Below are 15,080 nucleotides of genomic sequence, written 5' to 3'. Positions count from 1 at the left end.
CCGGCGTTCGCCGACCGCTGGTCGGACGTGCTGCGCTGCAAGATGCTGCGCCCCGGGGCTGATGTTAGCGTCGCGTTTGACCATCGGTGTCAATCCGATGTCAGAGACGACACCTGACAACTTGCTTCGCACAACCCTTGGGAGGGGAGTTATGCATACCCGTAGCAGCCGCCGGAAGACACCGGTTACCTTGCTCGCCGCCGCGATCGGTCTGGCGCTCCATGTCCCCGGCGCGTTCGCCCAGGACGCGACCCAGACCACCGACCTCGACACCATCGTCGTCACCGGCTACCGCGCCAGCGTCGAGAAGGCCCTGGACATCAAGCGCGGCGAAGCCGGCGTGGTCGACGCGATCGTCGCCGAGGACATCGGCAAGTTCCCGGACCTGAACCTGGCCGAGTCGCTGCAGCGCATCCCGGGCGTGGTCATCACCCGCGACGCCGGCGAAGGCCGCAACATCTCCGTGCGCGGCCTGGGCCCGGACTTCACCCGCGTGCGCATCAATGGCATGGAAGCGCTGACCACGGTCGGTGCGTCCGACCAGAGCGGCGGCTCCAACCGCGGCCGCGGCTTCGACTTCAACGTGTTCGCCTCGGACCTGTTCTCGCAGCTGATCGTGCGCAAGACCGCGTCGGCCGAAGTCGAGGAAGGCTCGCTCGGTGCCACCGTGGACCTGCGCACCGCGCGTCCGTTCGACTACGACGGCTTCACCTTCGTCGCCAGCGGCCAGGCCGCCTACAGCGAGATGTCCGCGCAGGCCGACCCGCGCGTGGCCGCGCTGGTCGCCAACAGCTGGGCCGACGGCAAGTTCGGCGCGCTGCTGTCGGTCGCCTATTCCGAGAAGAACTGGATCGAGGAAGGCACCGGCACCGGCCGTTGGGCCAACGGCCCGAGCAACAACGGCTTCAGCCCGACCTCGCCGTTCACCCAGGCGCTGTCGCCCAACACGTTCCACCCGCGTTTCCCGCGCTACACGCAGATGCAGCACTCGCAGGAGCGGACCGGCATCACCGGCTCGCTGCAGTTCAAGCCGACCGACCGGACCGAGTTCGCGCTCGATGCGCTGTACTCGAAGATCGATGCGGTCCGCGACGAGCGCTACATCGAGGCGATCTCGTTCAGCCGTGGCGCCTCGCAGGGTGGCAAGCCGCAGACCATCGTCAAGGACGGTTACATCGATCCGGCGACCGGCGCGTTGCTCTACGGTGAATTCGACAACGTCGACGTGCGCTCCGAAAGCCGTCACGACGAATGGAACACGGTCTTCAAGCAGCTCAGCCTGAGCGGCAGCCACAAGCTGACCGACGACTTCCAGATCAGCGGCAAGATCGGTACCTCGACCTCCGAGCACGAGAATCCGATCCAGACCACGATCATCATGGACAAGCTGGACGTCGACGGCTACAGCTACGACTACCGCGGCAACAAATGGGCGCCGGTGCTGAACTACGGCATCGATCCGACCAATCCGGCCGGCTGGACCCTGGCCGAGATCCGCATCCGTCCGCAGTACGTCAAGAACGACTTCGACACGGCCCAGCTGGACTTCAACTGGAACATCAGCCCCGGCTTCCGCCTGAAGGGCGGCGTGCTGGCGAAGGACTACGCATTCCAGACGCGTGAATGGCGTCGCGGCAGCGAGAACGTGAGCGCTGCGCCGAACTTCCCGTCCGGCAACAAGATCGTGCCGGTCGACTTCACCCACCTGGCCAGCCTGAAGGGCGTCAACGGCTCGCCGGGCACCTGGGTGGTGCCGGATCTGGACGCGATCGCCGCGTTCTACAACATCTACAGCAACAGCGGCACCTTCGCCGTCGCCGAGCGCGCGGTGAACACCCGCACCGTCGAGGAAGAAGACCGCGGCGTCTACCTGCAGGGCGAGTTCTCGACCGACCTCGGTTCGGTTCCGTTCTCGGGCAACTTCGGTGTGCGCTACGTGCGCACCAAGCAGATCTCGACCGGCATCGCCACCGCCAGCGGCAGCCCGGTGAGCTCCACGGTCAGCCGCGAGTACAGCGACACGCTGCCCTCGCTGAACCTGGTCGCCGAACTGACGCCCGACTTCCTGCTGCGCTTCGGCGCCGCCAAGGTGATGTCGCGTCCGGGCCTGGGCAGCCTGACCCCCGGTGTGACGGTCAACGTGGCCGGCGGCGCACGCACCGTCAGCGGCGGCAACCCGGCGCTCGATCCGATCCGTGCCGACACCTACGACCTGAGCGCGGAGTGGTACTTCCAGGAAGGCGCGATGCTGAGCCTGGGTCTGTTCTTCAAGGACATCGAGAGCTTCGTCCAGACCACCCGCGAGGTGCGCTCCTACGCCTCCAGTGGCCTGCCGGCCAGCCTGCTCGACGGCACCGGCGCGGGCGTCAACGACGACTTCGTGTTCTCGGTACCGGTCAACACCCCCGGTGGCGATCTCAAGGGCCTGGAAGCCAACTACACCCAGCCGTTCACCTTCCTGCCGGGCAAGTGGAGCAACCTCGGTGTCCAGCTGAACTACACCTACGTCGATTCGCAGATCCAGTACCTGACTGCGGCCGGCGGCAATTCGCTGAACACCGATCTGACAGGTCTGTCCAAGCACTCGTGGAACGCGACCCTGTTCTACGAAGGGCAGGCGTTCTCGGGCCGTATCTCGGCGACCAACCGTGACGACTACCTGATCCAGGTACCGGGCACCGAGCAGGGCTTCACCAACGACGTGCACGGCCAGAACGGCAACACCTTCATCGACGCCTCGATCCGCTACAAGATCAGCGAACAGCTGGAGCTGAGCCTGGAAGGCATCAACCTGACCAACGAGGCATCGGAAACCTGGGTCGGCGCCAACTCGCGGCTGCCGCTGGATTACAGCGAGACCGGTCGTCAGTACATGCTGGGCCTGCGCTACAAGTTCTGATCACTGCTGCATCGCAACATCGAAGCCGGGTCGGCCTTGCCGACCCAGCTTTTTTTTTGCCGATCCAGCCGTGGATCCCACCACTTTCTGCCGCCTGCGCAGCCCGCAGCCTCTGAAACGGGCACTCCCGTGCTGCGCTGCAAGATGCTCCGCCGTGACGGCGCTGCTACGGTACGCCCACTTTTGACCATCGGTGTCATTCCGCTGGTCCAGGCCGGCGCCCGCGGCGCCGCATCTTTCCAACGCAGCAGTTTCCTCCTGGGAGGGAGTCACATGGATCGCAATCGCCACGTCCGGAAGACACCGGTTACCTTGCTCGCCACGGCCATCGCCGTCGCCCTGACCGCGCCAGTGGCCTTCGCCCAGGACGCGTCCGGCCCGGATGTCACCCAGCTCGACAGCGTGCAGGTCACCGGCTACCGCCAGAGCCTGCAGAAGTCGATGGACGAGAAGCGCTATTCGACCGAGCAGGTCGATGCGATCTTCGCCGAGGACATCGGCAAGTTCCCCGACCAGAACCTGGCCGAATCGCTGCAGCGCATCGCCGGCGTCTCGATCGACCGCGAGGGCGGCGAAGGCCAGCGCATCTCGATCCGCGGCCTGGGGTCGGACTTCACCCGCGTGCGTCTGAACGGCCTGGAAGCGCTGGCCACCGCCGGCAGCGGCAGCTCCGGCGTCAACCGCAGCCGCGGCTTCGACTTCAACACCTTCGCCTCCGAGCTGTTCAGCCAGGTCAAGGTCAACAAGACCCAGTCGGCGCAGATGGACGAGGGCTCGCTGGGTTCGACCGTCGACCTGCGCGGCTCGCGTCCGTTCGACTTCAAGGGCTTCCAGGCCTCGGCCAGCGCCCAGGTCGGCTACGGCGAGCTGGCCAAGGAATACGATCCGCGCGTGTCCGGCCTGATCAGCAACACCTGGGCGGACGGCCGCTTCGGCGCGCTGCTGTCGGCGTCGTACAGCAAGCGCAACGTGTACGAGGAAGGCTACAACCCGGTCCGCTGGGAGCACGGCAACTACCGCAACTCCAACCAGTCCAACGCCAACAACAACGGCACCATGGGCTTCTGCTCGCCGGTCGGCTACAACCCGCAGACCCCGCGCAACCCGCTGGCCAACGAGACTCCCGCCGGCACCGGCAGCCAGGCCAACCAGGACCGCAGCAACGGCTGGGGCAGCTACGGCATCGACGCCAACAACTGCGGCACCGGCCTGCCGCGCCCGGCCGCTACGCCGGAGAACATCGCCGCCTACGAGGCCGCGACCAACGGCTGGCTGCCGCGCTACCCGCGCTACATCCGCACCGCGCACGAGATCGAGCGTCTGGGCGTGACCGGCGCGCTGCAGTTCCGCGTGTCCGACGACACCCTGCTCAGCTTCGACGCGATGTACTCCAAGCTGGACAAGGACCAGCGCGAGGATTCGCTGGGCGCCAACATGCACCGCGCCGCCAACCTCGGCGGCAAGACCCAGATCATCGTGCGCGAAGCGCAGATGGACGAGATGAACCGCCTGGTCTACGGCGTGTTCGACAATGTCGACTTCCGCACCGAGTCGAGCCTGATCCAGGAGTCGACCGAGTTCCAGCAGTACAGCCTGAACCTGGAGCACCACTTCAACGACGCGGTCCGCCTGGATGCCGTGATCGGCCACTCCTCGTCCGACTACGAGCGCCCGGTGTTCTCGCTGGTCAGCTTCGACAACAGCAACCTCAACGGCTTCGTGTTCGACGGCCGTGGCGGCGGCATGCCGAGCATGACCTTCCCGTTCGCGCTCAACGACGCGAACGCCTGGCAGTGGCTGGGCTACGGCGCCGTGCCGGTCAACAGCAACGGCACCGCCCGCGGCACCAACATCAGCGAAGTGCGCCTGAACCCGAGCTACGTCAGCAACACCTTCGACACCGCGAAGGTCGACCTGCAGTTCGACATCAATCCGACCTTCACCTTCCGGACCGGTCTGGCCTACAAGGACTACGACATGTCCACGGAGGAGTACCGGCACATCAGCTACGGCCGCCTGGCCCAGGCGCTGCCGGCCGGCGTCACCGTCGGCGACATGAGCACCACGCTGGACGGCTTCGGCAAGAACCTCTCCGGCAACGTGCCCGGCAGCTGGCTGATCCCGGACTTCAGCAAGGTCTCCGAGCTGCTGAACATCAACTGCAACTGCGACACCGGCATCCCGGGCGGCGACTACCGTCTGGCGGGCCTGGGCCACTTCGGCTCCTCGAACAACAACTTCGAGGTCAACGAGCGCAGCCTGGGCACCTACCTGCAGCTGGACTTCAACACCGACCTGCTCGATCGCGCCTTCCGCGGCAACATCGGCGCGCGCGTGGTCAACACCAAGATCACCGCTTCGGGCTGGGCGCCGTGCGCGGCCACCAACGCCGCCAACAACTCGGCCAACTGCGAGGCGTTCTTCGGCGTGGCCAACGCCACCAGCGCCGCGGGCGACCGCTACCTGGTGCGCACCGAGGTCGGCCACAGCTACACCGACGTGCTGCCGTCGCTGAACCTGGCCTGGGACGTGGCCGACAACGTGGTCCTGCGCTTCGGTGCGGCCAAGACGATGGCCCGCCCGACCCTGGCCTACATGTCGCCGAGCGTCAGCGGCGGCCCGAGCCAGTACTTCGACGACGGCCGGACGTTCTCGATCAACCTGGGCAACCCGAAGCTGGATCCGTTCCGCTCGACCAACTACGACCTGAGCGCGGAGTGGTACTTCGCCGAGGGCGCGATGCTGGCCGGCGCGGTGTTCTACAAGGACATCGACAGCTACGTGCAGCGCACCCGCCTGCTGAGCACCTGGGAGGACATGGGCTACTCGCTGGATCTGCTGCCGGCCGGCTTCACCGCCGACACGATCTTCAACGTGCAGAGCTACTACAACACCGAGGGCGGCCCGCTGAAGGGCTACGAGCTGACCTACCAGCAGCCGTTCACCTTCCTGCCCGGCTTCTGGAGCAAGTTCGGCATCCAGCTGAACTACACGCACGTCGAGTCGAGCATCAACTACCTGTTCAGCTCGGGCACCGGCAACACCATCGTCACCACCTACACCGAGAACGACCTGGTCAACCTGTCGCCGAACTCGTACAACGCCACGCTGTACTACGACGACGGCAGCTTCAGCGCGCGCGTGTCGACCAGCTACCGCGACGGCTACATCAGCGAAGTGCTGAGCCGCGAGAACGTGTGGGACCTGGACGGCAAGCTGGTGCCGACCCCGGACGTGACCGGCAAGAACAGCGTGCGCAACGTCGACTTCAACATGTCCTACCGGATCAACAAGAAGCTGTCGCTGACCTTCGAAGCGATCAACCTGCTGGACACCGAGGACAGCCGCTACGTCGATTCGCAGCTGCAGATGCAGGACCGCTACACCGTCACCGGGCGCCAGTACTACCTCGGCGCGCGCTACAAGTTCTGACGTGGTGTTGCAGCCGCGCCCCCGCTCCTCCTCTCCAGGACGTGGCCGGCTTCTCCGGCCGTCGTCCCCGCATGCGCGCAGGCGCCTGCGGGGCACGGCCGGATTCTTCTTCCTGCTGCTGGCCATCGCCTTCCCGGCGCTGGCCGGCAGCCTGCCGGTGTCGATCACGGTCGATGCCGACGGCGGCCAGGCCGCCCATCGCACGGTGCAGGCCGCGATCGACGACGCCGTCGCCCGCGCACAGCCGGCGACGATCCGCATCCGCGCCGGGACCTACCGCGAGGTGGTCGACATTCCGGCCGGCGCGCCGCCGATCGAACTGGTCGGCGACGATGCGGCCACGACCACGATCGTCTTCGACAACTTCGCCTCGCGCCCGAACCCGGCCACCGGCAAGGAATTCGGCACCTTCGGCTCGGCCACGGTGTTCGTGCGCAGCGACGACTTCAGCGCGCAGCGGCTGACCTTCGCCAACGATGCCGGCCCGGTCGGCCAGGCCGTGGCGCTGCTGGTCACCGGTACCCGCGCCGCATTCCGAGACGTGCGCTTCCTCGGCCACCAGGACACGCTGTACCTGCAGGGCCAGGACACCCTGGCCTGGTTCGGCGACTGCCACATCGAGGGCACGGTCGACTTCATCTTCGGCGCCGGCACCGCGCTGTTCGAGCGCTGCACGATCCACTCGGTCGGCAACGGCTACGTGACCGCCGCGGCGACGCCGCAGGGCCGCGCGTTCGGCTACGTGTTCGCCGACTGCGAACTCAGCGCCGCCCCCGGGGTCGAACACGTCTATCTCGGCCGACCCTGGCGCCCATACGCCAAGGTCGCCTTCGTCGACAGCCAGCTGGGCCCGCACGTCGCGGTGCTGGGCTGGCACGACTGGGGCAAGGCCGCCAACCGGGCCACCGCGGACTACGTCGAGCACGGCAACCGCGGGCCGGGCGCCGATCGCAGCGCCCGGGTCGTCTGGTCGCGCGGCCTGGACGCCACTGAAGCCGCCCACTACACGCGCGAGGCGATCCTCGGCGACTGGAGACCGTTCGAATGAGCCCCGCACTGCGCCGTCTCGCCTGCCTGCCGTTGCTGCTGGCGCTGTGCGCGCCGGCGTTGCCGGCCTTCGCCGCCCGCACCGAAGCGGTGGCCGAGAACATGCTGCTGCTGCAGACCGCATCCGGCGGCTGGTCCAAGCACCACCAGGGCAAGGCGGTCGACTACGACCACGCGTTCACCCCGGCCGAGCGCGCCGCGCTGCGCGCACCGGACCGCAAGGACGACGCGACGATCGACAACAAGGCCACCACGCGCGAGATCGTCCATCTGCTCGAGGCGCACCAGCGCACCGGCAACCCGGCCTACCTGGCCGCAGCGCGCCGCGGCGTGGACTACCTGCTGGCCGCGCAGTACCCGAACGGCGGCTGGCCGCAGTACTACCCGGACCGTTCGCTGTACCGGCACCAGATCACCTTCAACGACGACGCGATGACCCGCGTGCTCGAGCTGCTGCAGGACATCGTCGAGGGCAAGGGCGCGCTCGCGCAGCTGACGCCCGAATACGGAGAGCGGGCCCGGGTCGCGCTCGACAAGGGCATCGCCTGCGTGCTCGCCACCCAGGTGCGGATCGGCAGCCAGCTCACGATCTGGGCCGCGCAGTACGACGAAACCACCCTGCAGCCGGCCAAGGCCCGCTCCTACGAACTGCCGTCGCTGGCGGTGTCCGAATCGGTCGGCGTGGTGCGCGTGCTGATGCGCCAGCCGCAGCCCTCGCCGCAGGTGCTGGCGGCGGTCGACAGCGCCGCGCGCTGGCTGGAGGCGCACCGCATGCGCGACCTGGCCCGGCGCAAGATCGACGCGCCCGGCGAGGAGACCGGCCAGGACGTGGTGATCGTGGCCGAGCCGGGCGCCTCGCTGTGGGCGCGCTTCTACGACCTCGAACGCCAGGAACCGATGTTCGTGAACCGCGAGGGCGAGCAGGTGGCCAGCTTCGCCGACATGCCCAACGAGCGCCGCGTCGGCTATGCCTGGTACGGCAGCTGGGCCGACAAGCTGCTGCAGCAGGAGCTGCCGCGCTGGTACAAGACCCATCAGCAGGCGCTGCGCGCGAGCGGGCGCGCGCCCTGATGCGGCGGCCGCCCCGGCGGCCACGACGACACACTGTGGAAAGAGCGAGCCGATGACTGCCAAGACCCCGTTGCGACCCACCCTCCTTGCCTGTGCGCTGGGCCTGCTGCTGCACGCGCCGCTGGCCAGCGCCGCCGATGCGCCGGAACTGCTGTTCCGCGTCTCCGCGGACGAAGGCTTCGTCGCCGACACGGCTGCCGGCGACGCGGTGCCCAACTTCCAGGACAAGGTGAAGATCGTCGCCGACGGCGTCCAGGGCGGAGCGATCGAGTGGGCCGACGACGGTGTGCTGTCGTGGAACGCGCCCGGCAACATCTACACCCAGCGCGGCACGCTGTCGTTCTTCTGGCGCTCGCGCTATCCGGTCGGCGAGGCGCCGTTCGTGATCTTCCGCGTCGGCTACGCCGACCACAGCAGCTGGGACATGGCCTGGCTGCGGATCGACTGGAACGGCGAAGGCTTCGACGCCTTCGTGACCGATGCCAACCTGGCCCGCACCCGGGTCTCGTTCAAGCTCGACGCCGCACCGGGCCCGCAGGACTGGACGCACCTGGCCTTCGCCTGGGACGAAACCGCCGGCGTGCGCCTGTACGTGGACGGCAAGGAGGCCGCGCGGGTCGATACCACCGCCGACTACGACGCCGCCCTGGACCAGCTCGGCCTGGCCGGCCGGGTGATGGCGCCCTACCAGGTGCAGAGCCGCTACAACTTCCTGCGTGGCAGCGACTTCGACGAGATCCGCGTCTACGACCGCATGCTCGGCGCCGACGGCATGGCCGCGCTGGCGCGCCGCGCCGCGCCGGGCCGCACCCAGGTCGGCGCCGCGCCGGCGATCGCCGAGGCCGATGCGCACCAGGCCTGGCTGCACCGCTACGGCTGGGACGACGGCAAGGCGCCGCCGGCGCTGGAGGCGAAGACGACCACGATCCGCAAGGTCGAGTTCGCCGACACGATGGACAAGAAGCAGTGGATGTGGAAAGGCACGGACGGCATCGCCGAAACCACCTGGCCGGGCGTCTACAACCGCTCGCGCCTGCCGGGCCGCAACGACTACTTCCAGCTGCCGGACTGGAACACCTACGCCGAAGGCGGCATGGCGCTGGACCTGGCGCTGCCGGACGAGCCGTTCAACCGGATCGAACTGCGCGGCGCCGCGTTCGGCAGCATGACCTATGGCACCGACGCCGATGCGCAGGCGCCGCTGTTCCAGCGCGCGCAGGGCGTAGTCCGCAGCGTCGACCAGTTCGCCACCCGCCAGGGCGGCCACCTGCGCTTCACCAACACCGCTCAGGAAACCCCGATCCAGGAGATCTGGGCCTACAACGTCACCGATGCGGCCGAGCCGGAAGGCACGGTCAAGCAGACCTATGCCATCGACAGCAGCGTGCTGCCGGACTACACCAACATCGCCGACCTGCGCGACTACATCGACGGCCGCTTCCCCGCCGCCGAGCGCAGCACGGTGATGGCGCTGCCCGGCCGCGCCGGCTCGCGCACCCGCACCGCCGACACGCTGCCGTCCGACCCGGCGCCGATCGTGCACATCCTGATTCCGTCCGGGGTCAGCGATGCGCCGGCCGCGCAGCCGCTGATCCGCAGCTGGGCGCACAGCTGGGAGAACATGTACGACGGCCTGGACGGCGTGGCGATCGACATCCCGGCGCTGGACCTGCCGGCCACGCACGATGGCCTGATCCCGCTCAACATCCGGGTCAAGGATCCGATCTGGCCGGCACGCGACATGATCGACGTGTCGGTGTCGGTCAAGCCGGGCCAGAAGCGCACCGTGTTCCTGGACGTGCGCGACCGCATCCTGACCCCGGACAGCATGTGGATCTCGATCGCGTCGGCGGCGCCGGGCTTCAACGCGCATTCGCTCGATGGCGGCGAGGTGCGGCTGGTGTTCAAGGAGCGCGCCGAGGCGGTCAAGGAGCACGTCGCCGACCGCTTCAACCAGGTCCGCGACAACTGGGGCTTCCTGGTCGAGGAGCACACCACCTCCAAGCGCCAGCGCCTGTACGCGCGCGTCTACGCCGACCTGTCCGACCTGCTGCGGATCGACCCGGACCACGAGCTTGGCCGCCTGTACTGGAACTACATCAGCTACAACAGCCAGGGCAAGCCGCCGTTCGAGCAGCCGGTCGCGCCGAAGGGCGTGCCGCTGTGGGCGTTCCGCCAGGTCGAGGACCTCAAGTACGTGCGTCGCTTCATCGAGTGGTGGATCGACCATCGCCAGGTCGAGTACGGCGATTTCGGCGGCGGCATCTCCGACGACTCCGACCTCAGCCAGCAGTGGCCGGGCCTGGCCCTGATGGGCGTGATCCCGGACAAGCTCAACGCGTCGCTGACCGCGCTTGCCGAGGCGGCGTACACCAATGGCATGTTCAGCAACGGCCTCAGCACGATCGAGACCGACGAGCTGCACGCCTACGAGGAAGGCATCAACACCAACAGCGCGATGCTCTACCTCAACTGGGGCGATCCGCTGACCGTCGAGCGCCTGATGGAGACGGTCAAGGCCTACGACGAGCGCATCATCCTGACCAATCCGCAGGGCCACCTGCTGTGGTCGAGCAACTGGTTCGGCGGCAACAAGGTCTACCGCGACCCGAACTGGCAGTGGCAGAAGCCGTACTCGTTCCCCGCGCTGCACCCGGCCTTCCTGATCGGCGCGTACAACGGCGACCCGACCAGCCGCAGGCTGGTCACCGGCCTGGCCGACGGCTACCTCGCCCACGCCTACACCGATGAGAAGGGTGCCTGGCAGCTGCCGAACGAGATCCACTGGCCGACCGGCGAGACGCGCGGCGGCACGCTGTTCGACGGCTCCGGCGGCGGCGACACCATGCACATGTTCTGGACCGCATGGCGCTGGACCGGCGACGACAAATACCTGCGCGCGCTGGAGTACCGCGTCGATCGCGGCGGCCCGGGCGGGCTGGGCAACCTCGGCGAGAACTTCATCGACGTGCTCGGCAAGCGCGACACCTGGGGCAAGCGTCTGGTGGAGGCCGCCGACAAGGGCAGCACCGGCTTCCCGAGCGTGGTGGCCTGGCAGCAGACCGGCGACAAGAAGTACCTGGAGGCCCTCTATGCCGAGGGCATCCAGGCCAAGGCCCAGCGCGAGTACATGAACACCGACGGCCACTGGTGGTCGGACCGCGTGGAAGCGCCGAGCGAGTTCCTGCAGCGCACCCGCCTGGGCGGCATCGCGCTCAAGCGCAACCAGAGCTGGCCCGGCCATACCGTGAGCTGGCGCTTCGAGAACGCCGATGCGGCCGAGCAGGTCGCGATCCTGGTGCCGGGTGCGCGCCGCGACCGCTTCAAGGTGATCGGCTACAACCTCAGCGGCAAGGCGCAGCGCGCCAGCATGACCGGCTGGAACATCGACGCCGGCCAGTGGCGTATGACCTCGGGCATCGACCGGGATGGCGACGACACGATCGACGGCAAGGCGACCACGCGTGAGTTCACGCTGGAGAAGAGCGCCTCGGTGGACGTGGTGTTCCCGGCCGGCCAGACCGTGGTGATGGAGTTCGAGCTGGTCACCCCGGGCACGCCGGTCGAGCAGCGCGCGGACCTGGGTATCGGCCGCGGCGACGTGCGCGTGGCCGGCGAGAGCGTCGAGGTCGTCGTGCACAGCCTGGGCCATGTCGGCACCGGCAGCGCGCATGCGGTGCTGGAAGATGCCCGCGGCCGCGAGCTGTCCCGCGTGGCGGTGCCGGCGCTGGCCGCACCCAGCGACCTGGTGCCGAAGACCACCACCGTGCAGCTGCAGGTGCCGGCCGGCAGCAGCGCCGCACGCGTGCGCGTCGCGCTCGATGACGACGGCGAGGAAGTCACCCGCCTCAACAACGTGGTCGAGCTGAAGTAAGCACGACGGACCCGGCGCGCAACGCGCCGGGTCCTGCCGCGTCGAAGCCCACGACGCCTGCCGCGGCCTGGCGGCGGCGCAGCGCGACGCCGGGACGCCTGCTTCGCCAGTCGCCGGCGCCCACGCGTGCGATGTGGGGAAGGGCCTCGTGCGACGTGCGCCACGCCGCGCGTACGCCGGTTCCAGTGCGCGCTGCAGCGCTGCCGGTCGCACGCACCCGATCACGGTGCGCCGCCCCATGCGGGTCGCGATCCTCGATCACTTCACACAAGCCCCGAGCCAACGAACCCGTCGGCCGGTGCCGGCGCGCGCTGCCCTGCAGGGCGACCCGATGGCGACCGCCACCGGGTGCCGGGCCTCGCATGCGGCGCGTTCAGATGCGCCGGAAGTCCTTGCCGGTCCAGCGCAGGTTGAGTCGGCGGCCGGCCTTCAGCTCCCAGACGCTGGTCGCGGCGCCGTGCTGCAGGGTGTAGCGCCCACCCTTGCCGCTGTGCAGCGACAGCGTGTCGATCGCGCCATCCTTCCAGCGGAAATCGACCGTCGCGGTATTGCGCGCACGCAGGCCGCGGACCTCGCCGTCGCGCCAGCGCGCGGGCAGGGCCGGCAACAGGAAGATCGTGTCGCCCCAGCTCTGCATCAGCATCTCGGTGATGCCGGCGGTCCCGCCGAAGTTGCCGTCGATCTGGAACGGCGGATGCGCGTCGAACAGGTTGGGGTAGGTGCGCTCCGGGCTGAGCAGCATCTCGAGGATCGTGTACGCGTGCTCGCCATCGCGCAGCCGCGCCCACAGGTTGAGCCGCCAGCCGATGCCCCAGCCGGTGGCGTCGTCGCCGCGGATCTCCAGCGACCGGCGCGCGGCCGCGGCCAGCTCAGGCGTGTCGCGCATGTTGATCTGGCTGGACGGATGCAGCGCGTACAGATGCGAGACATGCCGGTGATGGATCTCCGGCGCATCCATGTCCCAGTCCTCGCGCCACTCCTGCAACTGGCCCGCCCTGCCGATCCGGTCCGGCGCCAGGCGCGCGCGCAGCGTACGCAGCTGGCCGGCGAACGCGGCATCGGTATCGAGCAGCGCGCAGATGCGCACGCAGGTGTCGAACAGGTCGCGCAGCAGCTGCGAATCCATCGCCGGCCCGGCGCACAGGCTGGAGCCGAACGGATGCCGGTTCTCCGGCGACAGCGACGGCGAGGTGACCAGTTCGCCGGTGGCTGGATCCTCGACCAGCACCGCGGCGAAGAACTCGGCGGCGCCGCGGAACAGCGGCCAGACCCGGCGCAGGAAGGCCAGATCGCGGCCGTAGTCGTAGTGGTCCCACAGGTGCATCAGCAGCCAGGCGCCGCCCATCGGCCACAGGCCGAAGCGGGCGCCGTCGATCGCGCTGGTCTGCCGCCACAGGTCGGTGTTGTGGTGCACGACCCAGCCGGGTGCGCCGTACATGCGGCGCGCGGTTTCGCGGCCGGTCACGGCCAGGTCGGCGATCATCCGCTCCAGCGGCTCGACCAGCTCCGGCAGCGCGGTCATCTCCGCCGGCCAGTAGTTCATCTGGGTGTTGATGTTGATGGTCCACTTGCTCGACCACGGCGGGTCGAGCAGGTCGTTCCAGATGCCCTGCAGGTTGGCCGGCTGGGTGCCGGGCCGGGAACTGGCGATCAGCAGGTAGCGGCCGAACTGGAAGTACAGCGCGGCCAGGGCCGGATCGTCCTGGGTGGCGAAGCGCTCGACGCGGACCTCGGTCGAACGCGCGGCGACCTCGGTGCGGCCCAGGTCCAGGTGCACGCGCCGGAACAGGCGCTGGTGCTCGCGCACGTGCGCGTCGCGCAGCGTCGCCCAGGATTTGCGCGCGGCCGCCTGCACGCGCGCGGCGGTGATCGCGTCGGGGTCGCCGGAGACATCGTCGTGGCGCACGTAGCTGGTGGCGGCCGCGGCGATCAGGACCAGTTCGTCGACGTTCTCCAGCCGCACCCGGCCGCCGATGCCGTCGACCCGGCCTCCCACGGCCTGCACCCGGCTGCGCAGGGTGAAGCGCAGCCGTCCCTCGATGCCGAAGCGGGTGCCGTTGCGCCCGCGCAGCAGCAGTTCGCCGTTCTCGATGGCGACGCGGTTGTCCTGCTCGCTCGCCGCCGAGATCCAGCCGGTGATCGCGCCGGGACGGTCGGCGGTCAGCCGCAGCACCAGCACCTGGTCGACCGGCGAGATGAAGGTCTCGCGCACATAGGTGACATCGCCGGCCTTGAAACGCGTGGTCGTGGTCGCGGTGTCCAGGTCCAGGTCGCGCCGGTAGCCGCTGGTCGCGCCGAGGCCGTCCAGGTCCAGCCACAGGTCGCCCAGCGCCTGGTACGGCATCTGCCGCACCGGGGAGGACATCAGCTTCTCGTTGGTGAGCTTCTCGGCGTCGGCGTAGCGGCCGGCGAAGATCAGCCGGCGCACCTCGGCCAGCGCCGGCTGCGCATCGCGCGGGTTGGCGTCGTACGGCGAGCCGGCGAACAGGGTGTCCTCGTTGAGCTGCAGCCGCTCGCGCGCGGTGCCGCCCCAGACCATCGCGCCGAAGCCGCCATTGCCCAGCGGCAGCGCGTCGACCCACTGCCGGGCCGGCAGCCGGTACCAGAGCGTGAGCGCGTCGTCGGCCCGCACCGCGCCGCCGGTGGCGGCTCCACGCTGGGCGAAGGCGCTGCCCGGCAGATGCGCGAGCAGCACGGTGGAGGCGGTGGCGGTCAGAAAGCCGCGGCGGCTGGTGTCGACCATGTCGTCCTCGTCGT

General features: G+C 68.9%; 6 protein-coding genes. 5 read left to right on the top strand and 1 reads right to left on the bottom strand.

The genetic code is table 11. The features are described 5' to 3' along the window. Positions 1 to 151: 151 nt before the first annotated feature. From IB242_RS19485 to IB242_RS19465, 5 genes are all read left to right on the top strand, one after another. Complete coding sequence (locus IB242_RS19485) at positions 152 to 2,899, top strand: TonB-dependent receptor (RefSeq protein WP_192283469.1); 2,748 nt, start codon at positions 152 to 154, stop codon at positions 2,897 to 2,899. A gap of 273 nt (positions 2,900 to 3,172) precedes the next feature. After that, positions 3,173 to 6,331 carry a TonB-dependent receptor gene (locus tag IB242_RS19480; protein ID WP_192283468.1) on the top strand — a complete coding sequence of 1,053 codons (3,159 nt, stop codon included), beginning with the start codon at positions 3,173 to 3,175 and terminating at the stop codon, positions 6,329 to 6,331. 7 nt (positions 6,332 to 6,338) lie between these two features. Next, positions 6,339 to 7,379: a pectinesterase family protein gene (locus tag IB242_RS19475; protein ID WP_192283467.1), complete on the top strand. Its 1,041-nt coding sequence runs from the start codon at positions 6,339 to 6,341 to the stop codon at positions 7,377 to 7,379. After that, entirely contained in the window at positions 7,376 to 8,449 is a 1,074-nt protein-coding gene (gene pelA, locus IB242_RS19470; protein ID WP_192283466.1) for a pectate lyase, read from the top strand. Before IB242_RS19475 ends, pelA begins: the two co-directional genes overlap by 4 nt. A 52-nt stretch (positions 8,450 to 8,501) precedes the next feature. After that, the gene (locus IB242_RS19465; protein WP_192283465.1) at positions 8,502 to 12,323 is read left to right on the top strand and encodes a LamG-like jellyroll fold domain-containing protein; all 3,822 of its coding nucleotides are present in this window, start codon (positions 8,502 to 8,504) and stop codon (positions 12,321 to 12,323) included. Positions 12,324 to 12,696: 373 nt separating this feature from the next. Here IB242_RS19465 and IB242_RS19460 read toward each other — a convergent pair whose 3' ends face one another. Then, on the bottom strand, positions 12,697 to 15,066 hold the full coding sequence (locus tag IB242_RS19460; protein ID WP_192283464.1) for a glycoside hydrolase family 95 protein: 2,370 nt from the start codon (positions 15,064 to 15,066) through the stop codon (positions 12,697 to 12,699). Between the last annotated feature and the right edge of the window lie 14 nt (positions 15,067 to 15,080).

It is taken from the genome of Xanthomonas sp. XNM01 (assembly GCF_014851915.1).
In the GTDB taxonomy this organism is placed as follows: domain Bacteria; phylum Pseudomonadota; class Gammaproteobacteria; order Xanthomonadales; family Xanthomonadaceae; genus Pseudoxanthomonas.
The sequence above is the reverse complement of the archived record's forward strand: the minus strand, read 5'-3'. Positions and strand labels throughout refer to the sequence as shown.

What these genes read in the sequence shown, in the direction of transcription:
- IB242_RS19460 (WP_192283464.1), bottom strand. Translation starts at nt 15,066, where the DNA reads ATGGTCGACACCAGCCGCCGCGGCTTTCTGACCGCCACCGCCTCCACC.
- IB242_RS19465 (WP_192283465.1), top strand. Translation starts at nt 8,502, where the DNA reads ATGACTGCCAAGACCCCGTTGCGACCCACCCTCCTTGCCTGTGCGCTG.
- pelA (WP_192283466.1), top strand. Translation starts at nt 7,376, where the DNA reads ATGAGCCCCGCACTGCGCCGTCTCGCCTGCCTGCCGTTGCTGCTGGCG.
- IB242_RS19480 (WP_192283468.1), top strand. Translation starts at nt 3,173, where the DNA reads ATGGATCGCAATCGCCACGTCCGGAAGACACCGGTTACCTTGCTCGCC.
- IB242_RS19485 (WP_192283469.1), top strand. Translation starts at nt 152, where the DNA reads ATGCATACCCGTAGCAGCCGCCGGAAGACACCGGTTACCTTGCTCGCC.